Origin of the sequence: Mesorhizobium sp. B2-1-3A (assembly GCF_006442655.1) — a bacterium.
Taxonomy (GTDB): Bacteria; Pseudomonadota; Alphaproteobacteria; order Rhizobiales; family Rhizobiaceae; genus Mesorhizobium.
Window position 1 is genome coordinate 416,217 of record NZ_VFWK01000001.1, and the last position, 26,754, is coordinate 442,970.

General features: G+C 63.8%; 22 protein-coding genes and 1 pseudogene. 11 read left to right on the forward strand and 12 right to left on the reverse strand.

Annotated features, from left to right (window positions below; genetic code table 11):
* The first annotated feature begins 12 nt into the window (after positions 1 to 12).
* From FJ977_RS02130 to FJ977_RS02155, 6 genes are read left to right on the forward strand one after another with little or no spacing between them, the layout of a single operon-like run.
* A complete protein-coding gene (locus FJ977_RS02130) occupies positions 13 to 525 on the forward strand; it encodes a (2Fe-2S)-binding protein (RefSeq protein ID WP_140768122.1) in 513 nt (170 codons plus the stop codon).
* Positions 522 to 2,942: an aerobic carbon-monoxide dehydrogenase large subunit gene (locus FJ977_RS02135; RefSeq protein ID WP_140768124.1), complete on the forward strand. Its 2,421-nt coding sequence runs from the start codon at positions 522 to 524 to the stop codon at positions 2,940 to 2,942. Before FJ977_RS02130 ends, FJ977_RS02135 begins: the two co-directional genes overlap by 4 nt.
* Before the next feature lie 8 nt (positions 2,943 to 2,950).
* Positions 2,951 to 3,835, forward strand: a complete 885-nt coding sequence (locus FJ977_RS02140; protein ID WP_140768126.1) for a MoxR family ATPase — start codon at positions 2,951 to 2,953, stop codon at positions 3,833 to 3,835.
* Positions 3,832 to 5,040, forward strand: a complete 1,209-nt coding sequence (locus tag FJ977_RS02145; protein WP_140768128.1) for a VWA domain-containing protein — start codon at positions 3,832 to 3,834, stop codon at positions 5,038 to 5,040. Before FJ977_RS02140 ends, FJ977_RS02145 begins: the two co-directional genes overlap by 4 nt.
* A 20-nt stretch (positions 5,041 to 5,060) precedes the next feature.
* Positions 5,061 to 5,909 carry an XdhC/CoxI family protein gene (locus FJ977_RS02150; protein WP_140768130.1) on the forward strand — a complete coding sequence of 283 codons (849 nt, stop codon included), beginning with the start codon at positions 5,061 to 5,063 and terminating at the stop codon, positions 5,907 to 5,909.
* A gap of 3 nt (positions 5,910 to 5,912) precedes the next feature.
* Positions 5,913 to 6,371, forward strand: a complete 459-nt coding sequence (locus FJ977_RS02155; protein ID WP_140768132.1) for a carbon monoxide dehydrogenase subunit G — start codon at positions 5,913 to 5,915, stop codon at positions 6,369 to 6,371.
* A gap of 53 nt (positions 6,372 to 6,424) precedes the next feature.
* Here FJ977_RS02155 and FJ977_RS02160 read toward each other — a convergent pair whose 3' ends face one another.
* From FJ977_RS02160 to FJ977_RS02180, 5 genes are all read right to left on the reverse strand, one after another.
* Positions 6,425 to 7,309 carry a patatin-like phospholipase family protein gene (locus tag FJ977_RS02160; protein ID WP_140768134.1) on the reverse strand — a complete coding sequence of 295 codons (885 nt, stop codon included), beginning with the start codon at positions 7,307 to 7,309 and terminating at the stop codon, positions 6,425 to 6,427.
* Positions 7,306 to 8,628, reverse strand: coding sequence for a pitrilysin family protein (locus tag FJ977_RS02165; protein WP_140768136.1), 1,323 nt, complete (start codon positions 8,626 to 8,628; stop codon positions 7,306 to 7,308). The genes FJ977_RS02160 and FJ977_RS02165 overlap by 4 nt, the downstream gene beginning before the upstream one ends.
* A 200-nt stretch (positions 8,629 to 8,828) precedes the next feature.
* Complete coding sequence (locus FJ977_RS02170) at positions 8,829 to 10,181, reverse strand: pitrilysin family protein (RefSeq protein ID WP_140768138.1); 1,353 nt, start codon at positions 10,179 to 10,181, stop codon at positions 8,829 to 8,831.
* 129 nt (positions 10,182 to 10,310) lie between these two features.
* Positions 10,311 to 10,865 (reverse strand): 16S rRNA (guanine(966)-N(2))-methyltransferase RsmD, encoded by a 555-nt coding sequence (gene rsmD / locus FJ977_RS02175; protein WP_140768140.1) that lies wholly within the window; start codon positions 10,863 to 10,865, stop codon positions 10,311 to 10,313.
* Positions 10,862 to 12,928, reverse strand: a complete 2,067-nt coding sequence (locus FJ977_RS02180; protein ID WP_140768142.1) for a pseudouridine synthase — start codon at positions 12,926 to 12,928, stop codon at positions 10,862 to 10,864. The genes rsmD and FJ977_RS02180 overlap by 4 nt, the downstream gene beginning before the upstream one ends.
* Positions 12,929 to 13,169: 241 nt before the next feature.
* Here FJ977_RS02180 and FJ977_RS02185 point away from each other — a divergent pair, with 241 nt between their 5' ends.
* Entirely contained in the window at positions 13,170 to 13,619 is a 450-nt protein-coding gene (locus FJ977_RS02185; RefSeq protein WP_140768144.1) for a nucleoside deaminase, read from the forward strand.
* A 164-nt stretch (positions 13,620 to 13,783) separates the two neighbouring features.
* Here FJ977_RS02185 and FJ977_RS02190 read toward each other — a convergent pair whose 3' ends face one another.
* From FJ977_RS02190 to FJ977_RS02200, 3 genes are all read right to left on the reverse strand, one after another.
* Positions 13,784 to 14,458 carry a hypothetical protein gene (locus FJ977_RS02190; RefSeq protein ID WP_140769676.1) on the reverse strand — a complete coding sequence of 225 codons (675 nt, stop codon included), beginning with the start codon at positions 14,456 to 14,458 and terminating at the stop codon, positions 13,784 to 13,786.
* 283 nt (positions 14,459 to 14,741) lie between these two features.
* A complete protein-coding gene (gene ileS / locus FJ977_RS02195) occupies positions 14,742 to 17,738 on the reverse strand; it encodes an isoleucine--tRNA ligase (protein WP_140768146.1) in 2,997 nt (998 codons plus the stop codon).
* Between the two features lie 289 nt (positions 17,739 to 18,027).
* Positions 18,028 to 18,798, reverse strand: coding sequence for a MipA/OmpV family protein (locus FJ977_RS02200; RefSeq protein WP_246682801.1), 771 nt, complete (start codon positions 18,796 to 18,798; stop codon positions 18,028 to 18,030).
* A 230-nt stretch (positions 18,799 to 19,028) separates the two neighbouring features.
* On the opposite strand from FJ977_RS02200, the gene FJ977_RS02205 reads away from it, so the two are divergent.
* Positions 19,029 to 19,583 (forward strand): HdeD family acid-resistance protein, encoded by a 555-nt coding sequence (locus FJ977_RS02205; protein WP_140768150.1) that lies wholly within the window; start codon positions 19,029 to 19,031, stop codon positions 19,581 to 19,583.
* A gap of 75 nt (positions 19,584 to 19,658) precedes the next feature.
* Here FJ977_RS02205 and FJ977_RS02210 read toward each other — a convergent pair whose 3' ends face one another.
* Positions 19,659 to 20,639, reverse strand: coding sequence for a bifunctional riboflavin kinase/FAD synthetase (locus FJ977_RS02210; RefSeq protein WP_140768152.1), 981 nt, complete (start codon positions 20,637 to 20,639; stop codon positions 19,659 to 19,661).
* Between the two features lie 6 nt (positions 20,640 to 20,645).
* Positions 20,646 to 21,506, reverse strand: a complete 861-nt coding sequence (locus tag FJ977_RS02215; protein ID WP_140768154.1) for a TIGR01459 family HAD-type hydrolase — start codon at positions 21,504 to 21,506, stop codon at positions 20,646 to 20,648.
* 364 nt (positions 21,507 to 21,870) lie between these two features.
* Between FJ977_RS02215 and FJ977_RS02220 the strand changes: the two are divergent.
* Both FJ977_RS02220 and FJ977_RS02225 read left to right on the forward strand, forming a co-directional pair.
* Positions 21,871 to 23,856 (forward strand): annotated as a pseudogene (locus FJ977_RS02220) (TadE/TadG family type IV pilus assembly protein).
* A gap of 141 nt (positions 23,857 to 23,997) precedes the next feature.
* Entirely contained in the window at positions 23,998 to 24,630 is a 633-nt protein-coding gene (locus tag FJ977_RS02225; RefSeq protein ID WP_140768156.1) for a LysE family translocator, read from the forward strand.
* A gap of 113 nt (positions 24,631 to 24,743) precedes the next feature.
* Here FJ977_RS02225 and FJ977_RS02230 read toward each other — a convergent pair whose 3' ends face one another.
* Both FJ977_RS02230 and FJ977_RS02235 read right to left on the reverse strand, forming a co-directional pair.
* Positions 24,744 to 25,568 carry a DUF2189 domain-containing protein gene (locus tag FJ977_RS02230; RefSeq protein WP_140768158.1) on the reverse strand — a complete coding sequence of 275 codons (825 nt, stop codon included), beginning with the start codon at positions 25,566 to 25,568 and terminating at the stop codon, positions 24,744 to 24,746.
* Positions 25,569 to 25,747: 179 nt separating this feature from the next.
* Positions 25,748 to 26,143, reverse strand: a complete 396-nt coding sequence (locus tag FJ977_RS02235) for a VOC family protein (RefSeq protein WP_140768160.1) — start codon at positions 26,141 to 26,143, stop codon at positions 25,748 to 25,750.
* Positions 26,144 to 26,240: 97 nt separating this feature from the next.
* Between FJ977_RS02235 and FJ977_RS02240 the strand changes: the two genes are divergently transcribed.
* Positions 26,241 to 26,753 carry a CAP domain-containing protein gene (locus FJ977_RS02240; RefSeq protein ID WP_140768162.1) on the forward strand — a complete coding sequence of 171 codons (513 nt, stop codon included), beginning with the start codon at positions 26,241 to 26,243 and terminating at the stop codon, positions 26,751 to 26,753.
* The last annotated feature ends 1 nt before the right edge of the window (position 26,754 follow it).

Consider the following 26,754-nt stretch of genomic DNA (forward strand, 5'->3'; position numbering starts at 1 on the left):
GAGGAGACCCAGATGGCAACCCAGGCAAGGAAAACCCAGGTCAGCATGAAGGTGAACGGTGTCGAGGTCGACGGCCTCGTCGAGCCGCGTACCCTGCTCGTTCATTTCATCCGCGAAAACCTGCAACTCACCGGAACCCATATCGGCTGCGAAACGACGCATTGCGGCGCCTGCACCATCGATCTCAACGGCATGTCGGTGAAGAGCTGCACGATCTTTGCCGTGCAAGCCGACGGCGCCGAGATCACCACGGTGGAGGGCATCGCCAACGCGGACGGCACGCTGGCGGCATTGCAGGAAGGCTTCAGGCAGATGCACGGACTGCAATGCGGCTTCTGCACTCCGGGTATGATCGTGCGCGCGCACCGGCTTCTGCAGGAGAACCCGAACCCCACTGAAGAAGAAATCCGTTTCGGCATCGCGGGCAATCTGTGCCGCTGCACCGGCTACCAGAACATCGTCAGGGCAATCCAGTACGCAGCCGCCAAGATCAACGGCACGGAATTCCAGGAGGCAGCGGAATGAACGACATGACCCCCACGCGCGAACAGCGCGAAGCGAAACTGGAAGGCATGGGCTGCAAGAGGAAGCGGGTCGAGGATATCCGCTTCACGCAAGGCCGGGGCAATTATGTCGACGACATCAAGCTGCCCGGCATGCTGCATGGCGACTTCGTGCGCTCGCCGCACGCCCATGCCCGCGTCAAGTCGATCAACGCCGAGAAGGCGCTCAAAATCCCCGGCGTGCTCGCCGTGATCACGGCGGAGACGCTGAAGACCGTGAATCTAGCCTGGATGCCGACGCTGGCGGGCGATGTGCAGATGGTGCTGGCCGACGGCAAGGTCCTGTTCCAGAACCAGGAAGTCGCTTTCGTCGTCGCCAGCGACCGCTACACCGCAGACGACGGCATCAATGCCGTGGAGGTCGAGTATGAGGCGTTGCCGCCGCTGGTTGATCCTTTCAAGGCGATGGACACCGATGCGCCCGTGCTGCGCGAGGATCTTGCCGGCAAGACGACCGGTGCGCATGGCCCGCGCAAGCACCACAACCATATCTTCGAATGGACGGTGGGCGACAAGGATCTCACCGACGCCGCCTTCCGCAAGGCGGAGGTGACGATCAAGGAGATGATCTCCTACCATCGCACCCACCCGTCGCCGCTCGAAACCTGCCAGTGCCTCTGCTCCTTCGACAAGGTGAAGGGCGAACTGACCATTTACGGCACGTTCCAGGCGCCACACGTCATCCGCACCGTGGTGGCGCTGATCGCCAAGATTCCGGAACACAAGATCCATGTCATCGCGCCCGACATCGGCGGCGGCTTCGGCAACAAGGTCGGCGCCTATCCCGGCTATATCTGCGCGGCGGTGGCATCGATCGTGACGGGCAAACCTGTCAAATGGGTCGAGGACCGTATCGAGAACCTGACCGCCACCTCCTTTGCCCGCGACTACCACATGACGACGGAGATCGCGGCGACCAAGGAAGGCAAGGTCACCGGGCTGCGCGTCCACGTGCTGGCCGATCACGGCGCCTTCGACGCCTGCGCCGATCCGTCGAAATGGCCCGCCGGCTTCTTCAACATCGTCACCGGTTCCTACGACTTCCCGGTGGCGCATCTGGCAGTCGACGGCGTCTACACCAACAAGGCGCCGGGCGGTGTCGCCTATCGCTGCTCGTTCCGGGTGACGGAAGCCGCCTACTGCATCGAGCGGGGCATGGATATCCTTGCCCAGAAGCTCGGCATGGACCCGGCGGAGTTGCGGCTCAAGAACTTCATCAAGCCGGAGCAGTTCCCATACCATTCCGCGCTCGGCTGGGAATATGATTCCGGCGACTACCAGACCGCCATGAAGAAGATGATGGAGACGGTCGACTACGCAGGGCTGCGCAAGGAACAGGCCGCCAGGCGCGAAGCGTTCAAGCGCGGCGAGACGCGCGAGATCATGGGCCTCGGTGTCTCCTTCTTCACCGAGATCGTCGGCGCCGGCCCGTCGAAGAACTGCGACATCCTCGGCATCGCCATGTTCGATTCCTGCGAGATCAGGCTGCACCCGACGGGCGCCGGCATCGCGCGGGTCGGGACCAAGAGCCAGGGCCAGGGTCACGAGACGACGTGGGCGCAGATCATCGCGACCGAGATCGGCATTCCGGCCGACGACATCATGGTCGAGGAAGGCAATACCGACACCGCGCCTTACGGACTTGGCACCTACGGCTCGCGCTCGACGCCGGTGGCGGGCGCCGCCATCGCCATGGCCGCGCGCAAGATCAAGGCCAAGGCACAGATGATCGCCGCCTACAAGCTCGAGGTCCATGAAGACGATCTCGAATGGGACATCGACGGCTTCCGGGTAAAGGGACTGCCGGAGAAATTCCTCGGCATGAAGGACATCTGCTGGATCGCCTACAATTCCCCACCGCCCGGCATGGAGCCGGGCCTGGAAGCGGTGAGCTATTACGATCCGCCCAACATGACCTATCCGTTCGGGGCCTATATCTGCGTCATGGATATCGACGTCGACACGGGAGTCTACAAAGTCCGCCGCTTCTACGCTCTTGACGATTGCGGCACGCGCATCAACCCGATGATCATCGAGGGCCAGGTGCATGGCGGACTGACCGAGGCCTTCGCCATCGCCATGGGCCAGGAGATCGCCTATGACGAGGCCGGCAACGTCACCACCGGCTCGTTCATGGATTTCTTCATTCCGACCGCGGTCGAAACGCCGCGCTGGGAAACCGACTTCACCGTGACGCCGTCGCCGCATCATCCGATCGGCGCCAAGGGCGTCGGCGAAAGCCCCAATGTCGGCGGCGTGCCGGCCTTTTCCAACGCCGTCAACGACGCTTTCTCGTTCCTCGGCTCCACGCACATCCAGATGCCGCATGACTACTGGCGCAACTGGCGGGTGGCGAAGCAGCTGGGGGCGGTGGGGTAGTCCTTCCCATGGCCCTCCCCCGCGACGAGATCGCCGGCCGCCTTGCCGCGGCAGGCTACATTGCCGACGCCGAACTGGCGACCGCCATCGGCATCATGCAGTTGCTCAAACGGCCGCTGCTGCTGGAGGGCGAGGCGGGCGTCGGCAAGACCGAGGTTGCCAAGGCGCTGGCCTTCGTGCACGACACGGAACTGATCCGCCTGCAGTGCTACGAGGGCCTCGACCAATCGGCGGCGCTCTACGAATGGAACTATCAGCGCCAGTTGCTTGCCATCGAGGCGCACAAGGCCGGCACCGACCGCAACGCCGACACGATCGAGGACAGGATATTCTCCGAAAAATACCTGCTCGAGCGGCCGCTGCTGGCCGCCATCCGGAGGAAAAAGCCGCCGGTACTGCTGATCGACGAGGTCGATCGCGCCGACGAGGAATTCGAAGCTTTTCTTCTTGAACTGCTTTCCGATTTTCAGGTCTCGATCCCTGAACTCGGCACCATCACGGCCATATCCGTTCCGCACGTCGTGCTGACCTCGAACGGCACCCGCGAACTGTCCGATGCACTGCGCCGGCGCTGCCTCTACCACTATGTCGACTATCCCGACGTCGATCGCGAGGCACGCATCATCATGGCGAGAATCCCGCAGGCAGGCGCCGCGCTCTCGCTGCAGATCGCCCGCATGGTCGAAAGCATCCGCAAGGAGGAATTGCGCAAGGTGCCGGGCATCGCGGAAACGCTCGACTGGGCCGCGGCGCTTGTCGGCCTCGATGTGACGGACTTGCACGAGAAGCCCGAAAACGTGCACGAGACGCTGATCTGCCTGATGAAAACCCGGGAGGACAGCGCGCGCATGACGCGTGAGGTCACGCAGCGCATATTGGGGAGAGTGGCATGAGTTGCTGCGGCACCCCTCCGACCCTCGACGAGATGGACGAGGTCTCGCGCCTCGTCTCGCGCAAACTCTCGGCCTTCCTTGCCACGCTGCGCGGCGCCGCCTTCGCGGTGGGGGCGCGTGAAGGCCAGGATGCCGCGGCGCTGCTTGCCGCTGGGTACGGGAAAAAACCGGGCCTGCTGCGCTCGGCCTTCAAGCATCTGTTCTCGGCCCGCAAGGCCGACTGGGAGAAATTCGACGGCATCTTCGATGCGTTCTGGCTGAAGAAGCGTGTGCGTTCGCGCATTGCCGCTTCAGGCAGGCCCGCCAACGCCAACAATCCGTCGGTGAAGTCGCTTCAGGACGGGCAGGACAAGCAGAAGGGTGGCGAGGCATTCGACCAGATCGCCTCCGGCGGCGAGGCAAGCGCCGAGGAACGGTCCGGCGAAGGACGCGCCGAGGGCGCCTCGCGGACGGAAACCATCGCCGAAACCGATTTCCGCAAACTCTCCGACCCCGCCGACATAGCCGAGGCGCATGCCATCGCCGAACAGTTGGCGCGTCTCATGCGCACAAGGCTGACGCGGCGCGACCTCGCGCGTCGGCGCGGCTACCGGCTCGACCTCCGGCGCACCATCCATCGCAACATCAGCCATGGCGGCGTGCCGGTCAGCCTGGTCAGGCGGCAGCGCAAGCAAAAGCCGCTGCGGCTGGTGATCCTGCTCGATGCGTCGGGTTCGATGAGCATGTATACCGGCGCCTTCCTGCGGTTCATCCACGGCGTCCTCGACGCCTTTCGCGAAGCCGAGGCCTTCCTGTTCCACACCAGGCTTGCCCATGTCTCCGACGCCATGAGGGAGAAGGATGCGGCGCGCGCGCTCGACCGTCTGTCGATGATGGCCCAGGGCGCTGGTGGCGGCACGAGGATCGGAGAGAGCCTGCAGACCTTCAACCGCTGGCACGCCGCCCGCGTCATCCATTCACGCACCTGCGTGATGATCGTCTCGGACGGCTACGAGACCGGCGACGCAGCCCTGCTCGGCCACGAGATGGAGCAGCTTGGGCGGCGTTGCCGGCGCATCGTCTGGCTGAACCCGATGATGGGCTGGGACGGCTACGCGCCGGAGGCCGCCGGCATCAAGGCAGCGCTGCCGCATGTCGATCTGTTCGCGCCGGCGCATACGCTGAAGAGCCTGGCCGCGCTCGAACCCTATTTGAGCAAACTGTGACGGAGACGGGAGGTTTTGCCATGAACGCCCATGTCGATGTGCTCGATATCGTATCGCGCCTGAAGGCGGCCGAAGAGCCCTTTGTGCTCGCCACCGTGGTGCGCACCGTGTCGGTGACGGCGGCCAAGGCGGGCGCCAAGGCCGTGATCCGTCCGGACGGCCGCATCGAGGCCGGCTGGATCGGTGGCGGCTGCGCACGCGGGGCCACGCTCAAGGCGGCGCGCGAGGCGCTGGCCGACGGGCAATCGCGGCTGATCTCGATTCAACCGGAAAATCTTCTGGAGGAACTGGGAGTGCACGCGGGCGACGATCGTGACGGGATAAAATTCGCCAAGAACATGTGCCCGTCCAAGGGCACGATGGACATCTTCGTGGAGCCGGTGCTGCCGCGCCCGTCCCTTGTCGTGCTGGGTTCCAGCCCGGTGGCGCTGGCACTGATCGAGCAGGCGAGGCCTCTCGGCTACCACGTCACGCTGGCATCGCCGATGGCGGACCTGTCCGCCATGCCCGACGCGGATCTGCTCGTCGACGGATTTCGGGCCGAAGCACATCATGGCGCAAGACGCTTCGTCGTCGTTTCCACGCAAGGTAAAGGCGATGAGGCGGCACTGAAAGCGGCGCTCGGCATGGATGCCGACTACCGCGGCTTCGTCGGCAGCCGCCGCAAGATCGCGGCGTTGCGCGAACAACTGATAGCCGACGGCGTCTCGCCTGTGGCGCTGGACGGCATCAAGGCGCCGGCCGGACTCGACCTCGGCGCCATCACACCCGAGGAGATCGCCTTGTCGATCCTCGCCGAAATCACACAACGCCGCCGCGAAGGACAGCGCTCTACGGCGGCAAATCAATCCGCAGCAGAAAAGGCATAGACGATGGATATGAACGGGCAAGAGCGCATCGAGGCGCCAATCGACGCGGTATGGCGAGCGCTGAACGATCCGGAGACCCTGCGTGCCTGCATTCCGGGCTGCGAGACGCTGGAGAAGACGTCGGATACCGACATGACCGCGACCGTCGTGCTGCGGGTCGGACCGATCAAGGCGCGTTTCGAAGGCACGGTGGAACTGACCAATCTCAACCCGCCGCGCTCCTACACGATCTCCGGAGAGGGCAAGGGCGGCATTGCCGGCTTCGCCAAGGGCGGGGCCGATGTCTCGCTGACCGAGGATGGGCCAAATGCCACGATCCTCTCCTACACGGTGAAGGCCGATGTCGGCGGCAAGATCGCCCAACTCGGCAGCCGGCTGATCGATTCGACCTCGCGCAAGCTTGCCGGCCAGTTCTTCACCAATCTCGGCAGCCAGATGACCGGGCAACCGATCTCGGCCTGACAAGGCAGAAGGAAAAGCTGCCAGCTCGGCACCCGCCGGTGCACGCGACTACTTCAGGGTGCAAGGCGTCGGCTTGAAGACGGTTGTCGTTTCGGGCGGATGACACGCTTTTCACGCGCCTCCACCACCCTCTCCAGCTCCCGCTTGAGCTGATCCTTGATATCAGCCGTCTCGCTCATAAGGGCGTCGATCTTCAGGAAATCGAGCACGCGGTATTTTGATACTGCCGGGCGGACCAGTATGTCGGGGCGGCATTGTTGCAGCTTGTTGGCGATGATCGACTGCATCATCAGCTGCGTGGCGCCGAACATCAGGTCGACCGAGGTGGGCTGCTTGCGGTCGACCTCTTCCGGCGCGCCGACGACGTCGACGCCGATGATGATGTCGGCGTCGTTCTCGATCAGGTCGAATGGCACGGGATTGTAGATGCCGCCGTCGATCAGCAGCCTGCCGTCGCGCATCACCGGGCGGAACACGGCGGGAATGGCCGCCGAAGCGGCCAGCGCGGAATGCAGGTCGCCATCCGCGAACACCGCCAGCTTGTGGCCGAAGTAATCGGTCGCCGTCACCTTCAACGGGATTTTCAACTCGGCGAAGGTTTCGGGGATGGCCTCGGGCAGAAACGCCTTCAGGATTCGCTCGACATTGAACTGGCTGACACGGATGCCGTTCTGCATGGCTTCCGCGATCGTGCCCGGACGAGCGCGCCACATGCGGCTCGCCACCTCGGCGCGCCGGCCGAGGATCGAGCGGGCATAGTCGCGGATATCCTTGCCGGTCATGCCCGCGGCCATGCCGGCGCCCATGATGGCACCGATCGATGAACCGGCGATCGTCACCGGCTTGATACCGAGTTCGTCCAGCACCTCGATGACATGGATATGCGCCAGCCCGCGCGCGCCGCCGCCGCCGAAAGCTATGCCGAAGGTCGGGCTCATCCCTTGCCGGCCCTCGACAGCGGAGGCCCGACCACCATGATGGTCGGCTCGGCCGTCAGCAGCTTCTGCGCAGCCGCCTTGACCTGGTCGAGCGTCACCGCGTTGATGTAGCCGGCGCGGCGCTGCATATAGTCGATGCCGAGATCGTCGAGCTGCAATTCGACCAGCGTCGCGGCGATGGAACTCGATGAGTCCAGATTGTTGATGGCATAGGCGCCGATGAGATATTTCTTGGTCGCCGCGAGTTCTGCCTCGGTCGGACCGTTCTCGGCCAGTTGCTTGACGACATCGCGCACGATACCGAGCGTCTCGGCCGCACGGTCGGAGCGCGTTCCGGTGGTGACAATCAGCGCGTTGGCATGGTCCTGGTTGACCAGCGAGGAGTTGACGCCATAGGCCAGCCCGCGCTTTTCGCGCACCTCTTGGAACAGGCGCGAGGTGAAGGTGCCGCCGCCGAGGATCTCGTTCATCAGCACCGCCGGGAAGAAATCCGCCGACTTGCGCTTCACGCCGGGCCAGGCGAGCTGCAGCGAGGTCTGCGGCAAGTCGTAATTGACTTCCAGATGCTGCGCCAATTTAGGCTCGATATCGGCGACAGGCGCGAGCGCCTGGTTCTGCGGCAGGTCGCCGAACACCATGTCGAGCTTCTTCTTCAGCGTCTCGGCGTCGATGGCGCCGACCACGGCGATATGCAGGCCGCTGCGCGCGAACACCGCCTTGTGCAGGGCCTTCAGATCATCCCGCGTGATGGCCGCGATGCTCTGCCTGGTGCCCTGGTCCGAGCGCGAATAGGGATGGTCGCCATAGATGGCGCGCGCCCATTTGTTCTGCGCCACCGTGTCGGGGTCGTTCTCGTTTGCGATGATGCCGGACAGGATCTGGGCGCGGATGCGATCGATCGGCGCCTGGTCGAAGCGCGGCTCGTTGACCGCCAGCCGCAACAGGTCGAACGCCTCGTCGCGCTGCTCGGCCAGCATGCGCATCGAACCATAGACGCCGTCGCGGCTCTCGTCGAAGCTCATCTCGGCTCCGGCATCGTCGAGCTTGATCTGGAAGGCTTCCGAATCGAGCGGGCCGGCACCCTCGTCGAACAGGCCGGTCATCAGATTGGCCAATCCTTCCTTGCCCACCGGATCCTGCGTCGAGCCGCCGCCGAAGACGAAACGAACGGCGACGACCGGTACGGAATAATCCTCCACCAGCCAGGCCGTGACGCCCTTCGACGAGGTGACGGACTGGATTTCCATGGCGCGGGCGGCAAGCGCCGGCAGGACCAGGAAGAGGATGGTGAGGAAGAGGATTGCGAGCGCGGTGGCCACGCGCGGTCTTCCCTTCTCCCCTTGTGGGATAAGGTGGCCTCGCGAAGCGAGGTCGGATGAGGGGTGTTCCAGCTTGGCGAGGACGGCACTCCGTGGCGCACCCCTCATCCGTCTCGGCGCTATGCGCCGATCCACCTTCTCCCACAAGGGGAGAAGGGAAGGCGCTTTCACCGCCTCGCGCATATGCATAGAGTTCATCATCAATTCCCCGCCTGTTGCTGCGGCAAGAGATAGCCGGTGGTCGAGCGAGCCAGCACCAGGTAACGTGCGGCGACGGCCTTGACCTCGTCGGCCGTGACCTTTCGGATACGGTCCGGCCATTGCTGGACATCCTGCACATTGCCGCCGGTGGCGAGCGTCGAGCCATACATTTCAGCCATGGAGTCCTGTTTGTCGCGGGTAAAGACCATCGACCTGATATAGCGGTCCTTGGCCTTTTCAAGCTCATCGGATGTGACGCCATCGCTGACGATACGCGCCACCTCGGCATCGACCGCGGCCTCGACGTCGGCCAGCTTGGCGTCGCCGCGCGGCGCGCCATAGACGGTGAAATTGGTGTCGTCGAGCATGGTGCCCTGGAAATACGCACCGGCATTGGACGCGATGCCCTGCTTGACCACAAGCGCCTGGTAGAGCCGGCTGCGGTTGCCGCCGCCGAGGATTTCGGCAAGCAGGTCGAGCGCCTCGGCCTCGCCCGCCTTGGCGGTGTGGTAGGACGGCACCACCCATTGCGTCGAGAAACTCGGCACGCTGACGCGGGCGTCGGAGAGTGTGACGGTGCGCTTGGTGTTCTGCTCCGGCTCGACCGGGCGCACGCGCGGCGGCAGGTCCGGGCCGCGCGCCACCTTGCCATAGGTCTTCTCAGCCAGCGCCTTCACCGTCTCCGGTTCGACATCGCCGGCCACGATCAGCACGGCATTGTTGGGCCGGTAGTATTTGTCATAGAAGGCGGTGGCGTCGGTGCGGTTCAGCTGTTCCATCTCCTGCATCCAGCCGATGACCGGAATGCGATAGGGCTGGTTCTGCCACAACGTGGCATCGACTTCCTCGTCGAGCACCGCCTGCGGATTGTTGTCGATGCGCGAACGGCGTTCCTCGAGGATGACATCGCGCTCGGTCTTGATGACATCATCTGTGAGGATGAGGTTGCGCATCCGGTCCGCCTCGAAGCCCATCATCTGCTCGAGCGCCGACGGCGCCACCGTCTCGTGGAACGCGGTATAGTCGTAGGAAGTGAAGGCGTTGTTGGAGCCGCCAATGTCGGAGACGGCGCGGTCGAACTCGCCGGCCGCGTGATTTGTCGTCGCCTTGAACATCAGATGCTCGAAGAAATGGGCGATGCCGGATTTGCCTGGCGGCTCGTCGGCGCTGCCGATCTTGTACCACACCATGTGAGTGACGATCGGCGCGCGATGGTCGGGAATGACGACCACTTCCATGCCGTTGTCGAGCAGGAAGTTGGTGACCGTGCCATCATCGGCCGCAACGGCGGGGCTGATCAGCGCCAGAGCGGTCGTCAGCAGCATTGCGCGCAGCCATTCAGGACGTTTCATCGATGGCTCCGGTTGTCATGGCGGGGACGATAGGCGGGGTTGCCAGTCGAGGCAAAGCGAATTTGTTCGTCATTTTGAAGGCACTCGGCCTACCCGTTGCCTTCGGAAGGGATCACAAACGCGGGTGTATCAGGCAGCCTCGATGAAACGGATGACGGTTTCGCCGTAATTGCGCTCATCCAGCACGGAAAAGCCCGGGCCTGGTTCGAAGGGAACCACCGCCGTCTCCTCGACCACGCACAGCGCGCCGGGGCGCAGCCAGCCGCCGGCTTTCGCCGACCGCAAGGCAAGCTCGCCAAGACCCTTGCCGTAGGGCGGATCGGCGAAGACGAGGCCAAACGGCGCCAGCGTGCCCGCCTCGCCAAGGCCTGTCGCATCGCGACGAAAAATCTTGGTGCGGCCGGTCAGGCCGAACGCCTCGACATTGTCGCGGATCAGGCCACGGCCTTCGGCCGATTCCTCGATGAAGACACCATAGGATGCCCCGCGCGATAGCGCCTCCAGACCCAGCGCGCCGGTTCCAGCGAACAGGTCGAGCACGCGCGCGCCGTCCAACTGTTCGGCAAAACGATGCGCCAGCACGTTGAAGACGGCCTCGCGGGTGCGGTCGGTCGTCGGACGGATGGCGCTGCTGCGAGGCGTCGCCAGCGGACGCCCGCGAAACTCACCGCCGACGATTCTCATCTTGTCCGGGGACCCTTGGGGCCGCCGCGCGGCCGCTCACCGCCGCCGGCGCCGCCAGGACGCTCGCCACGCGGCTTGCCGAATGGCTTGGCGCCTGCCGGTTTGCCGCCGGGTTTGCCATAGGACGGTTTGAACGACGCCTTGCGCGCCTTGGCGTCGGCCGCCTTGGCGGCATCGGCTTCCGCCCTGCCCTTGCCGATCGGCCGGGCACCAGGCGCCATCCAGACATTGGCCTTGCGCTGGCCGGGCGGCTCGATCGGCCGCTGCTCGCGCTCGGATTTCTTGCCGCCACGAGGTTTGTCGCCGAAGCCACCGCGCGGCTTGTCGCCAAAACTGCCGCGTGGCTTGTCACCAAAGCCACCACGCTCTGGCCTCGGACCACGCTCGCCAAAGCTCTTTTCCGGCCTCTCGCTTCTGTCGGGGCTTGTCGACAGTTTGCCGAGCGCCTCGTCGCGGCTGCCTTCCCGGCGCTTGCGGTTCTTGATCAGCCCGCCCTCGCCGATCGGCCGGCGCTCGCCATCACGCGTGAATTTCGGCCGTTCGGGTTCCGGCTCGCGAACTTCAGTGCGCCGCACCGGCTTGTTGGAAAAGGGTTTTGCTATCTCGGCGTCGAAATTGGCGCCGGATTCCTCCACCAGGCGTTCGCCAAGCTGGTCGCGCAGCACGCGGCCCTTGATCTCCAGCACGTGACCTTCGGCAAGGTCCTCGAGCTGGAACGGACCGTAGGAGATGCGGATCAGCCGCGTCACGTCGAGGCCGAGCGCGCCGAGGATGTTCTTCACTTCCCGGTTCTTGCCTTCGCGCAGGCCGATCGTCAGCCAGGCATTGGAGCCCTGCTCCCGGTCGAGGCTGGCTTCGATGGCGCCATAGAACACGCCGTCGACGGCAATGCCTTCGCGCAGGCCGGCAAGCGCGCTCTCCTCGACCTTGCCGTGGACGCGCACACGGTAGCGGCGCAGCCAGCCGGTGGCCGGCAGTTCGAGCACGCGCGACAGGCCACCATCATTGGTGAGCAGCAGCAGGCCTTCAGTGTTGATGTCGAGCCGGCCAATGGTCATCAGCCGCGGCAATTCGGCCGGCAGCACGTCGAAGACGGTCTTGCGGCCCTCGGGATCGCGGTTGGTGGTGACGACGCCGGCCGGCTTGTGAAACAGGAACAGGCGTGTGCGTTCGATCGGCGGGATTTCCATGCCGTCGAGATGGATGATGTCGCCAGGCATGACATTGAACGCCGGCGAAGACAGCGCCCGGCCATTGACCTTGACGCGGCCGGCGGCGATCAGCTCCTCGGCATCGCGGCGCGAGGCAAGCCCGGCGCGCGCCAGCCGCTTCGCGATGCGTTCGCCGGCTTCTTCCGTGGCCTCGGCGGGCCGCGGTCGCGGCTTGAAGCCGCCTGAAGCCCCTTGCGGCCGATCACTGAAGTCGCGCTTGGGACGATCGCTGAAGTCGCGCTTCGGACGGTCAGAAAAGTCACGCTTCGGACGATCGCCGAAATCACGCTTGGGGCGTTCGAAACGCTTTTCGCCACCCTCTGCCGAAGCGGCAACCGGACGGTCGCCACGCGGCGCGTAGGGTTTGCGTGGCCCTTCACGTTTTTCATACGGCTTGCGTTCGCCTTCGGCCGCCATCGGACGGTCGCCGCGTGGGGCATAAGGCTTGCGTGGTCCTTCACGCTTCTCGTAGGGCTTGCGTTCGCCTTCAGCCGCCATCGGACGGTCGCCGCGCGGGGCGTAAGGCTTGCGCGGTCCTTCACGCTTCTCATACGGCTTGCGTTCGCCTTCAGCCGCCATCGGACGGTCGCCGCGCGGCGCGTAGGGCTTGCGCGGTCCTTCGCGCTTCTCATACGGCTTGCCCGCTGGGCGCGGCCCCTTGCTGAACGGCTTGTCGCCGCCCTTGAAGTCACGCTTCGGGCGCTCGCCCTCGGCGGCCATCGGACGATCGCCGCGCGGCGCGTAGGGTTTCTTGGCGCCAAAGGATGGCTTGCCGCCCCTGTCGCCTCGCGGAGCCGCGGGTTTCTTGCCCGGACCTTTTTGGCGCGGAGATTTCCTGTCGTTGTCGTCCATGTGGCCTTTGTCCGTTTGCGCTGCTACAGCGTGGCGCATCCTTTCGGGCGCGCAACGAACGCTGTAGCACTTTGATTTGGCGCATGATCTTTTCTGAAAATCGAGTCCGATTTTCAGGCTGATGCGCTCAATAACAGGATCATCAGAGTTTGTCAGGGAAAAGTGGCGACCGGTTTTTCCGGCAAGACGAACGAAAATCAAAAGTCTGGAGTGGCGAGGAGATAATCGGAATGGAAACCGCGTGAAGCGGCCGGATTTCATGGCGGCGGCGCTTAAGGAGGCCGAAGCGGCAGCCTTGCGCGGCGAAGTGCCGGTCGGCGCCGTCATCGCCACGGGCAACACAATCGTGGCCAGTGCCGGCAACCGTACCCGCGAACTGGCGGACCCGACTGCGCATGCCGAGATGCTGGTTATCCGCGAAGCCTGCGGGAAACTCGCTAGCGAGCGGCTTACCGGCCACGATCTCTACGTGACGCTGGAACCGTGCGCCATGTGCGCAGGCGCCATTTCCTTCGCCAGGTTGCGCCGTCTCTATTTCGGTGCCGCGGACGAAAAGGGCGGTGCGGTCGTGAACGGCGTGCGCTTCTTTGCCTCGCCGACCTGTCATCACACGCCCGACATCTATCCGGGCATGGGAGAGACCGAAGCGGCCCTGCTGCTCAAGGAATTTTTCAGGGAGCGTCGCGACTGATCCCACGCCATGCCGTCCGAAAAGGCAGCGCGGGCGTTCCTAGAGCATTTCACCGTTTCACGGAAAAGGCGAACCACTCCAACTCTTTGTTCTGACGCAATCCCCTAGGGAAAGCGCTACGCGCTTTTCCCGGGAAAACCGTTCACACTTTCCCTGGAATTGCTTTAGAGCGACGGCAGCCAGTCGAACCAGCCGCCCTTCTTGCCTTCCGCCTGTTTCTTCAAACGGCGTTCCTTCTTGTACTCGTCCTCGCCGAGTTCGTTCTGTGGCGCGGTGTCCGATGCGACACGGTAGGCCAAGGGCGGCTCGCTCAAATACTTGCGCGTGTTCGGATCGCCCTGCTTGCTCTCGGCGAGACGGCGCTGGATTTCGGCGGCGCGACCCTTGTCGGAATCAGCGGGCGACCAAGCCGGAGGATGGCTGGAGCCAGACTCTTCCATGGCCTTTTTCACCGCGGCCGGATCCGTCTGCACATCGTCAACGATCTCCGCCTGGTAGTTCGGATCGTTCTGGTGGGCGGTGGCGTCGGCACGCAAGCGCGCACGGCGCTGCTCGGGCGATTCGGGCCATTCGGCGCTTGCCGTCATGCTGTCCTGCGGTGCAGGCAGGGCTTCCTTCTGTCCGGGAGCGGGCTTTACCAAGGTGGGGCGCGGCTTGTAGTCGATCGGGTCCTTGCGCTTCGGCGCGAAGGAAACGGCGCCGGTGAGATCGCCGGCCAGCTGTTCGGCGGCGGTCTTGTCGGTGCCATAGGTCGGAGAGCCCATGCAGCCGGACAAAGCGAGGCCCGATGCGACAAGCGGCGCCAGCAGCGCAAGGCGCGCATTATATCTCTCGGTCATGCCAAAAAGTCCCACTCTAGACAGCCTCTCGATCGCCACCGGTCTTGATGTCCGGCCCCCATCGTCCAAGCACTTGCGACGGAAATCCGGCGACAATTTGTCTTCCGGAGTTTCGCGTGTTTACCTCAACCGCTCGTTAAGGGCAACGCACGGGCGGATCCGCGCCGCCCGGCGTGGCATTTGTGCACCGATATGCCTCGCATTCCGGCCACGCGCGCCGTGACCCCAAAACCGCCGCACACCTTCGGGTCAGACCCGAGGGTGTGGTTTTGGGCGACATGCATCAAAGCCGGCCGAGCGCCTGCAGCTCATGCAGCACGGCAGCGTCGCGGGCCGAGACATCGGGGAATGCAGCATCCTGGCCGACATCGGCCGTGTAGCGCCAGGAACGCGCGCATTTGACCAGACCGCGATCCTCGGCCTTCTCGACCACCACGGCAACGCCCTTGACGTCGTCGAGCGTGAAGGCACCGTCCGGCGCCTGGCCATGGACAATGACGAGATCGCTGGTGATCGCCATCTCTGCCATGTCGACGTCCGATATGGCAGCCTCAAGCGCAGCGTCGTTGATCGTGACCACCGGCACCGCCTCGAGCGAGGAGCCGATCACCTTCTGCGCCCGCGCAATCTCCAGCGCGCCGGTGACGACACGGCGGACCTGCCGCACCTTGCGCCATTTTTCCGCCAGCGCGTCATTCTTCCAATCCGCCGGGATTTCCGGGAACTGGTCGAGATGCAACGAAACGGCATCGGGATGCCGGTCGAGCCAGGCCTCTTCCATGGTGAAGGGCAGCATCGGCGCCAGCCATTTCACCAGGCAGTCGAAGAGATGGCGCACCACCTGCACCGAGGCCTTGCGCTTCACGCTCGACGGCGCGTCGCAGTAAAGCGCGTCCTTGCGGATGTCGAAATAGAAGGCCGACAGTTCGACCACCATGAAATCGAGCAATGCACGGGTGATGCGCTTGAATTCGAAGGCGTCGTAGCCCTGGCGCACCACCTCGTCCAGTTCGGCCAGCCGATGCAGCATCAGCCGTTCGAGCTCCGGCATTTCTTCCAGCGGCACCGCCTCGCCATCGTCATGGGCGAGCGTGCCCAGCATCCAGCGAATGGTGTTGCGCAGTTTGCGGTAGGCGTCGATGTTGGTCTGCAGCACGTTCTTGCCGAGCCGCTGGTCTTCCCAATAATCCGTCGTCACCACCCACAGGCGCAGAATGTCGGCGCCGGATTGCTTAATCACGTCCTGCGGCACCACGGTGTTGCCGAGCGATTTCGACATCTTGCGCCCGTCCTCGTCCATGGTGAAGCCATGGGTGACGACGGTGTCGTAAGGCGCCCTGCCCCTGGTGCCGCAGCTTTCGAGCAGCGAGGAGTGGAACCAGCCGCGATGCTGGTCGGAACCTTCGAGATAGACGTCGGCCGGCCATTTCAGGTCGGGACGGTCCTCCAGCGTGAAGACGTGCGTCGAGCCCGAATCGAACCAGACATCGAGGATGTCCATCACCTGCTTCCAACGGGAGGCGTCGTGATTGCCGAGGAAACGCTCCTTGGCGCCGGCGGCGAACCAGGCGTCGGCGCCTTCCTTCTCGAAGGCATCCATGATGCGCTGGTTGACGGCCTCGTCCTTCAGCACATTGCCGTCCTCATCGGCGAATACGGCGATCGGCACGCCCCAGGCGCGCTGGCGCGACAGCACCCAGTCGGGGCGCTCCTCGATCATGGCACGGATGCGGTTCTGGCCGGCAGCCGGCACGAAGCGCGTGTCGTCGATGGCCTTCAACGCGCGGCTGCGCAGCGTCGTGCCGTCGCCGAGGTCCTTGTCCATGTAGACGAACCATTGCGGTGTGTTGCGGAAGATGACCGGCTTCTTCGACCGCCAGGAATGCGGATAGGAGTGCTTCAGCCGGCCGCGCGCGAACAAAGCGTTGCGCTTGATCAGTTCGTCGATGACCGCCTGGTTGGCGTTGCCCTTCTTACCGTTGTCGTCGATGACGCGTGCCGGTCCGCCTTCGCGATCCGGGCCAAAGCCCGGCGCGTCCTTGGTCAGGAAGCCGGCGTCGTCGACGGTAAACGGGATCGCGGTATCGACACCGCGCGTGCGCAGTTCGGGTGCCGCATCCATCCAGGCGTCGAAATCCTCGCGGCCGTGGCCGGGCGCCGTGTGGACAAAACCCGTGCCGGCATCATCCGTGACATGGTCGCCGGCAAGCATCGGCACGGGGAATTCGTAACCGCCGCCAAGGCCCTTGAGAGGGTGCGAAAGCACAAGATTTCCAAGCTGTTCGGTGCTGATGCCGTGAAGGCGCTTCAAGGTCACCTTGGCCTTGGCCTGGCTTTCCTCGGCCAGGGCGTCGGCAAAGATCAGCTTCTCACCGGGTTGCGGACCAAACGCATTCTCGGCCGCTGTCACCTCGTAGAGCCCGTAGGCGACGCGCGGCGAATAGTTGACGGCGCGATTGCCCGGGATGGTCCAAGGCGTCGTCGTCCAGATGACGACATGTGCATCCAGCAAATCCAGCGACCGCCCGCTCAGATCCGGATTGAGTTCCGCCGGCTGCCCGTCCACGACACTGGCAACGACAAGATTGGCGACAGGAAACTTCACCCAGATCGTATCGGACTCGTAGTCCTGGTATTCGATCTCTGCCTCGGCCAATGCGGTGCGCTCGACGACGCTCCACATCACCGGCTTCGAGCCACGATAGAGCTGGCCCGACATGGCGAATTTCAACAGCTCGCCGGCGATGCGCGACTCGGCGTGGAAGGCCATCGTCGTATAGGGATTCTTGAAGTCGCCGACGACGCCGAGCCGCTGGAACTCGCCACCCTGCACAGAGATCCAGTGCGCGGCGAATTCACGGCATTCCTGACGGAATTCGTTGACCGGCACCTCGTCCTTGTTCTTGCCCTTGGCGCGGTACTGCTCCTCGATCTTCCACTCGATGGGAAGGCCGTGGCAGTCCCAGCCGGGCACGTAGTTCGAGTCATAGCCGCGCATCTGGAACGAGCGGGTGATGACATCCTTGAGGATCTTGTTCAGCGCGTGCCCGATATGGATGTTGCCGTTGGCGTAGGGCGGGCCGTCATGCAGCACGTATTTCGTGCGGCCGGCGGCACTCTCGCGCAGCTTGCGGTAGAGGTCCATGTCCTGCCAGCGCTTGACCAGCACCGGCTCCTTCTCGGGCAAGCCGGCGCGCATCGGGAAATCCGTCTGCGGCAAGTAAAGCGTCTTGGAATAGTCGATCGTCTCGGCCTTGTCGGCGGTAGGGGTATCGGTCATTGATCTGCCATCTCAATTGCCCGGCGGCGGGAAAGCCCCGGGGCTTGAAGTCTTGGGTTGATGCATATCGTTTTCCCAAAACCGGACCCACTTTTGGGCGATATGCGTCGATGTTCTGGAAAAAGCGCGAGGGTGCGCGCAAAAGTCCCGGCGGCTCCGGCGGCGCTCAGGCCGCCCGGAACACCGGGCCGGTAATTCGTATCGTCAGCACACGAAAGCGCGAAAAGCTCATCATTGGTGGGCTTTTAGCGGAGATAGGCGCAGGAATAAAGCGTCTCGTTCGATTCGCCTACATCTTGAAGTCGAAGCGATAGGTGGTCGACACACCGACCATGAACTGATTGCGATCGCCGCGCTCCCTGACCAGGCTGGAATCGGCCGCCGGACCCTCCAGGCGCGAATATTCGCCGAACAGGCTGGCGGTCATCGGATCGGTCACCTTCCAGGTCACCGCACCGCCGAGGCCGACGGATTTCAGGCCGCCACCAGGATTATACTGGCTCAGGCCCGAGGCCACGGCTTCCTGTGCGTTGACGCCATAATAGGCGTCGAAATAGTTGGCCGAGGCAAAAGACACGCGCGGGCCACCCGAAATCCTGACTGTTGGCGTCACATCGTAGAAGGCGTCGGCGGCGATATCGGCGACAAAGCCATTGTGGGCACGGATGCCGTGCCGCAATTCGGCGCGCGCGCGCATCCAGTCCGTCGGATAGAATTCGAAAAAGCCGCCGACTTCACCACCCCAACGGATCGGATCGAGGCCCTTGAGCTCGTCGGCATCGCCGTCGTCGCGCGAGAACAGGAACTTGCCGGTCAAACCGGCGCGAACGCCGCCGTCGTCGACGAGCGCCAGCGAGATGTTGTCGTTGCGCGAGGTGAAGCGTGCCTGGGGACCGGCCTTGCCCAAAGAGATGATGGGCTGGGCGCTAAGCATGTATTTCTTGCCGCCCTCGAAATTCGGCGCAACCAGGCCAGTGGCGCCAACCGTCAGATACCAGTCGCCGGACAGCCAGCCGAAAGCGCCGTCGCCGGCCTCGGCCGCGCCCGATGTGGCCAGCATGACGGTAGCCAAGGCTGCAGAAATCTTTCCGAACGGACTCATGGCTACTCCACTAACACGATACAACTGCCCTTCGGCGACAGCTTTGACGAGGCTTTGGTAAAATTTGATTTAAAGCAGAGACATAAGCCTCGCATTGCTTGCATCATCCGATCCGCCCTCGGCTGGACGCCGGTCGGCCCCAAGGGTAACTTCGTTTTATTCTGGCAGTCCTCAAGGGAGGTGGCGACATGACACTGCACGGCGATACACTGAAGAACGCGATCGGCCAGACGCGAGCAAAGTGGGGATGGTTTGTCGGTCTGGGCGTATTGCTGTTGATCCTCGGCGGCATTGCCTTCGGCAATTTGTTCATCGCCACTGTGGCTTCCGTCTACGTCGTCGGCTGGCTGATGCTGGTGGCCGGCATCATCGAGATCATGCATGCTTTCGGGGTCAAGACCTGGGGGCGCTTCTTCTACTGGCTGCTCAGCGGCCTGCTTTACGCGGTCGCCGGGTTTTTCGCTTTCGACAATCCGCTGCTGGCCTCGGCGGTGCTGACCTTCCTGCTGGCCGTCGCGCTCGTCGCGTCCGGCGCGCTGCGGGCATGGGTCGGCTTCAGTCACCGTCCGGAACAAGGCTGGGGCTGGATTGTCGCGGCAGGCGCCATCAGCGTGCTTGCCGGCCTGATCATCGCCATGGGTTGGCCGGTCAACAGCGTGTGGGTGCTCGGACTGTTCCTGGCGATCGACCTGATCTTCCAGGGCTGGACCTTCATCGCCGTCGGCCTGGCGCTGAAAAAGTAAAGTAGAGCCTTCCCGGGCACGGTCTTGCGCGAAAACCGGTCCGCCGGCGCGGATATCCGGTCCGGGATAGCGCTTTTAAAAGGCGATGGCAGCGTCGAGTTGTGAAAGCGGCTTGACGCCTGCAAGCAGCGCCCTCGCCTCGGCTTCGTCCCTCTTCATCTGCATGACCAGCGCGTCGAGCCCGTCGAATTTGATCTCGCTGCGCAGGAAGCCGAAGAACGAGACCTGGCAGATCTCGCCATAGAGATCGCCGGAAAAATCGAAGACAAAGGTCTCCAGAAGCGGCGCGCCATTGTCGTCGACGGTCGGGCGGCGGCCGAAGCTGGCGACGCCATCATGCAACGTGCCGTCGGCGCGCCGAAAGCGGACGGCATAAATTCCTTCCTTGAGGGTGGCTTCCGCGGGAAGCCGCATATTCGCGGTCGGAAAGCCGAGCGTTCGGCCGAGCCGCTGGCCACCGACCACCTCGCTTTCCACAGTGAAGCGATAGCCGAGCAGACCGGCGGCCTCGGCCACCTCGCCATCGCAGAGCAAGCCCCGGATCCGGCTTGACGAGACCACCTCGGCGCCCTCGTCGCGAAAAGCGTCGACGAGCGTGACGCCAAAGCCATGGAGTTCGCCGGCTGCCATCAGATAGGCCGGTCCACCCTGGCGGTCCTTGCCGAAATGGAAATCGAAACCGGTCACGGCATGGGTGATGCCGAGCGTCCTCTCCAGCACGTCGGTGACGAAAGCTTCCGCCGACAGCGAGGCGAAGTCACGCGTGAACGGCTGCTCGACGAGCGCGGCAAAACCGAGCAACGACAGAAGCTGCGCCTTCATCGGCGGCGGGGTCAGCACGAACAACGGCATGTCGGGCCTGAAGACCTTGCGCGGGTGCGGTTCGAAGGTCAGCACCAAGGCCGGCACGTCGCGCCGCCCAGCCTCGGCCAACGCCCGCTCGAGCACCGCCTGATGGCCACGGTGGACACCATCGAAATTGCCGATCGCGACAACGCCACCCCGCAGATCGGCTGGCAGCGGCGCGGTTGCCGAGAGATGCTGGAAGGCCACCATTGTCACCTACTGCAGTCTGGCTATGACGGCCACCGGACGATAGCCGTGCCGTTCCAGGAAGAGACCGAGCTTTGCCGGATCCGGCCGGGACGCTTCGCCGTAGTCGCGGGCATGGATGCCGCCGGAGACATAGAGAACGTCGAAACCATTGTCGGCCGCGCCCTTCACATCGGTCATCATCCCGTCGCCGATGGCCAGCACCTGCGAACGCTCAACCGGGCGCCCAAGCACCTCCGCCACTTCTTTCATCGCGACGTCGTAGATCGGCGTGTAAGGCTTTCCCGCGATCAGCGTGCGGCCGCCGAGCTGGGCATAGTCGCGCGCCAGGGCACCCGCACACCAGATGATCCGTTCGCCGCGCTCCACCATGATATCGGGATTGGCGCAGATGAACGGCAGGTTCCTGGCACGCAATCGGCGCAAGAGATCCGTATAATCCTCAGGCTTCTCGATCTCGTCGTTGAACAGCCCGGTGCAAACAACACCGGCGGCCTCGAATTCCTCGACGAGATCGACATCGAGGCCGTCATAAAGGGTCAGATCGCGTTCGGCGCCGATGTGGAAGATCTTGCGCGGGCCCTCCGCGATCAGGTCGCGGGTCACATCACCCGAGGTCACCACACGGTCGTAGGCCGATGGCGGAACGCCGATCACGCTCATCTGAGCCACGACGTCGGCGCTGCGGCGAGGCGAATTGGTGATAAGGACAACCGGGATACCGGCTGTCCTGGCCTCGGCAAGCGCCGCCGCGGCCGCCGGAAAATGCCATTCGCCATTGTGCACCACGCCCCAGACATCGCAAAGGATTGCCGAATAGGCTTTCGAGACGTCTTCGAGCGAGCCGACGATTTCAGGCGAATTCGCCATGCCGTTTCCTTCAATATGAGCGTTGCGAGTACCGCGGCCGACGGGCCGCCGCAGCGGGTTCGAATTATCCGAACCGCTCCATGCTGTCACCAGCTTTCGCCTGGCAGCCTCGTCAATTGATCAATGAGGTTTGGACTGGACGACCATGAGCGCCGTCTTATCCTTGTTATTTGTCAGCCCGATATGCCCACGTCCTGCCTCGGCAGGCGTCTTTCTGGGCGGCGTCAGGGCCGTGGCCTTTTGATTGGTTAGCGGTTGGTGAAGCGCCGACCAAGCAATAGAGCGGTTTCCCAAACCCGTCTTTCAGCGTTTTGTGAAAAGCTGGCGCAGACCGAGAATCCGCCGGCGGGGGCCGCTGCAAGACATGCATGAAATCTGGCGTCAGTTTCGCCGCGACCGGCGCGGCAACTATGCTCTTATGACAGTCGTGGCGATGGTACCGCTGATGGGCGGCCTGGCGATCGCGGTCGACTTCACGGAAATGAACCGTGAAAAACAGATGGTGACGAATGCGCTCGATGCCGCCAACTTCGCCACGGCGCGTCGGCTGACGGAAGGCGCGACCGACGACCAGTTGAGGGCCTACGCGCTCGACTTCTTCAACGCCAACCTGAACGATGTCGATCCGGCCAGCACGACGCTCAACGTCATCTTGCCGAGCAACACTAGCGGTGGTGGCCTGCTCACCATGACGGCGCAGCTTGCCTACAAGCCCTATTTCTACCCGGCCTTCGCGCAGCTTGTCGGTAAATCCGCAATCGACGCGAACCAAAGGATCAGCTTCAACGTCAGCTCCCAGGTGCGGCTGAAGAACACGCTGGAAGTTGCCCTGGTGCTCGACAATTCCGGGTCGATGACCACACTCGGCACCGGCTCCGGACAAAAGCGCATCGATCTTCTCAAGACCGCGTCCAAGCAACTGGTCGACACGCTGGCCCAGCAGGCGGCCATGATCAAGCAGGTCGACAAGCCGGTGCAGTTCGGCCTCGTGCCCTTTGCCGCTTCGGTCAATGTCGGCCCCGGCAATGGCAACGCGTCGTGGATGGACACAGAGGGCCTGTCGCCGGTGTCGAACGAGAATTTCGACTGGTCGACGCTGAATGCGGCCAACAAATACGCCCAGCAGACCAACGGCATCTGGTACAAGCGCGGCACCGGCTGGGGCAGCGAGGAAGGCCAGATGCTGACCCGGTTTTCGCTCTACCGGGACATGCAGGTCGTCACCAACCACGAGCGCGTCGTCAACAGCAAGCGGGTGGTTTGCGACGCATACAATTCGAACAACACCTGCAAGCGCAGCCACGACGAATATGACTACATCGACTCCTACGGGCCGTTCGCCAGTTGACAAGGCTGCGTGGAGGCCCGGCCCTACCCCTACAATATCAACGACACGCCGCCATCCGGCGGCACCGCCAACACCGGCATAGGCGTCGGCGATCCGGCAACGATGTTCGTGCCCATGTTCGCCCCGGACGAGCCCGGCAACCACTGGAAGCTCACCCAGGATCCCGACGAGGCCGCACCGGTAACCTATGGCGCGGTGAACAGCTGGTGGAATGACGATCCTTCGAGCAGCACCGGCCAATCGCGGCTGCGCAACATGGCCAAGTATTTCCAGCCGCGGCCGATCAATGCGCCGGCGCTGCCTGCCGGCAACGGCCCGAACTACAGCTGCACCACCAATCCAATCACGCCGCTGACCGATGTCAGCGTCACCGATGGGCTCACCTCGATCAAGGCCGCCATCGACCTGATGCAGCCGAATGGCGGCACCAATGTTCCCGAGGGCATGGCGTGGGGTTGGCGCGTGGTTTCGAGTGGCGAGCCGTTCACGCAAGGGCGGGCGGAAACCGAGAAAGGCAACGACAAGGTGGTGATCGTGCTGACCGACGGCGCCAATACCTATTATACGCCGTCCTCGCTGAGCTATTCCGATCCCGCGAACTCGAAATCGACCTATGCGTCCTATGGCTATCTCAACCCCGGCTACAACGGCACTTCGGTCGGCCGCCTGTTCATGGGCACATCGAGCGCCATCGGTCAGTTCGACTATTCGAACGGCAACTACACCAACGCGCTCAACGAGCAGATGGCAGCGCTTTGCAACAACGCCAAGGCGGCCAACATCATGGTGATGACGGTGGCGCTCGACCTGTCGACGACCAAGGCCAGCGACAAGCTGGCGATCGACGCGCTGAAATCCTGCTCCTCTGACTCGCGCTTCCGCAAGGATCCGACGAACCCGAGCAAACCGGCGAAGCTGTTCTGGAATGCGACCGGCGCCAGCCTGTCGAACGATTTCAAGGAAATCGGCAATGAACTGTCGAACCTGCGGGTGGTCGGCTAGAGCGCGTCGCGTCGAACGGAATCATGCACCCGCTGGCGCAATGCCTGCGCCCCCCAAGCCCTTGCGGGCGCCCGCCGCGACAGGCAGATATTGGCCGCTCGCGGGATCGCGCATCCATCGCGGCACGCTTGGGGACAAACAATGCCCGATACCGCCAACCATCTCGCCTTCGCGCTGGTCTGCCTCGGCATGGTGCTGACGCCAGGCCCGAACATGATCTACCTGATCTCACGCTCGCTGTCGCAAGGGCCGAAGGCCGGACTGATCTCGCTTGGCGGGGTTGCGGTCGGCTTCCTGTTCTATGTGCTTTCGGCGGCGTTCGGGATCACCGCACTGCTGCTCGCCGTGCCCTATGCCTACGATGCGTTGCGCTTTGCCGGCGTGCTCTACCTCTTGTGGTTGGCCTGGCAAGCGGTGAAGCCTGGCGGACGTTCGCCCTTCCAGGTGCGCGACCTGCCGAAAGACGGGCCGCGCAAGCTGTTCGCCATGGGGCTGATGACCAATCTGCTCAATCCGAAAGTGGCCGTTCTCTATCTGTCGCTGCTGCCGCAATTCATCAGCATCGGCAAAGGCCATGTCCTGTCACAGCTACTGGTTCTGGGCGCGACGCAGATCACGATCAGCCTGACCGTCAACGCCATCATCGCGGTGACGGCCGGTTCGATCGCCACATTCCTTGCCGGACGGCCGCTGTGGCTGGTCATCCAACGCTGGATGATGGGAACCGTGCTGACGGCACTGGCGCTGAAGATGGCGACCGACGCGCAGCGCTGAGGCCCTCCAGCACGACCTTTCCCAAAACCGGTTCCCGCTTTTGAGGATCATGCCCTATCCAAGCATGATCTTTTCCCAAAACCGGTTCCCACTTTTGAGGATCATGCCTTAGCCTACATCGGCCGGCGGATCGGCCGGATCTGCGCCGGCTCGATCACCTTGCGGTAGAGGTGCCAGGTGGCGTGACCCAGGATCGGCATGACCACGGCCAGCCCGGCAAACAGCGGGATCGAACCGATCACCAGAAGCACGGCGACCAGCAGCCCCCACAGCGCCATCTGCAGCGGGTTGGCCATCACCGCCCGGGCCGAGGTCTCGATCGCCGAGACGGCACCGACATCACGGTCGAGCAGCAGCGGAAAGGCGATCACCGTCGTGGCCAGCACCACCACCGCAAAGACAAAACCGGCCGCGTTGCCAAGCAGAATCAACGTCCAGCCCTTGCTGGTCGTCAGCACATCACGGACAAAAGCGCCGATCGAAGCCGGTGGCTGGTCGCCGAACAGGCTGGTGTAGATCGATTGGGCGGTGAACAGCCACAACAGGAACAGCGCAAACAACATGATGCCGATGACCGCGATCGACGGCAGCGCCGGGGAGCGGCGCACATCGAGCGCATGGCGCCAATCCGTGTTCATGCCGAGTTCGCGCCGACGGCTGATCTCGTAAAGCCCGATCGCGGCGAAAGGCCCGACCAGGGCAAAGCCCGACATCAAGGGATAGACAAGCTGGATGGCGTTGGAGCCCGATGTCCACTGCGTCAGGATCAGGCCGACGACCGGGTAAATCAGGCACAGGAACACGTAGTGCGAGGGCTTGGCCCAGAAATCCTCGGCGCCGAGCCTGAGCGCGTCCCAGAGATCCGCCGTGGTGATGCGGCGCACCGTGGGCTGCACATGCATCCCGTAGGCGTCCGCCATGACATGAAAGCCGGCCATAACCATCCTCCGTTTTTCTTCGGGGGGCGGTCACCGCCTGGGGTGGCCGCCCGTAGCTGCCACTTCATGAACGAAGGCATCATAGCCGATCTTCCCGGGATTGTCGCTGCGTGGACGGCGTTTCGGCTCTCCTTACGGGATTTTCGTCTCCGGCCCGGCAGAACCCAATCCGGCCGCCATCAGGGCGAATTGAAAACCGCCTCTAGGTGATGGCCATCCGGATCGATGACAAACGCGGCATGGTAGTGCGGGCCATAGTCGGGCCGCGGGCCTGGCGCGCCGTTGTCGCGCCCGCCGTGAGCAAGCGCGGCCGCATGGAACCGCGCGATGCTCTGACGATCCGGCGCGGCGAAAGCCAGATGGAAACCCGGACCGGGCGGGCGCTGTCCTTTCGGGCGAAGTTTCAGCGCCAGCTTGTCGCCGCCACCGGCAATCCCGTAGCCGACGGCCTGATCGGGCTCGCCGGGTCTGAGATCGTCCCAGACCCTGACATAGCCGAGCGGCGCCAGCACGGCATCATAGAAGGCAGCAGAGCGCTCGATGTTGGAAACGCCAAAGGAGATGTGATGCAGCATGTCTTGGATCTCCTTTTCGAATCGGCTCGTGGCCTGTGGTAGCGATTTTCACCGCCCTGCCCGGCAAAAGCCATGATCGCGACTATGTCAGACGGGCATGACAGCTGAAAAAGTCGAAATCCGTCAAAAAGGCCTGAACAGGCGCACATGGCTCAAGGCAGCCGGCCTCGCGGCCTTGGCCGGGCTCGCCGCCTGCGGCACCGTCTCGCTGCCGACCGGGCAAGGCGCCGGGGTTTCCTCCTCCGCGACCGGCACGCTGGCGAGCCTGCGCGCCTCGGCGGGGCTTGGCCCGCTCGTTCCCGACGCCCAACTCGAACAGGCGGCGCTTCAGCAGGCCGGCTACATGGCATCGCGGGAGCGCATGAGCCACACCACGGGCTGGGGCAAGGACTTTGCCTCGCGCGTCAAGGACAATGGCATTGCCGGTGCCGCCGCCGAAAACATCGCCGAGGGCCGCTTCGACCAGCAGAAGCTGTTCGACATCTGGGCGCATTCGCCCGGCCATCGCCGTAACATGCTCGACCCGCGCTTCACCCGCTTCGGCCTTGCCTATGTGCGCGACGGCCGCGACTCCAGCCTGCGCTACTGGGCTCTCGTGCTCGGAAAATAGA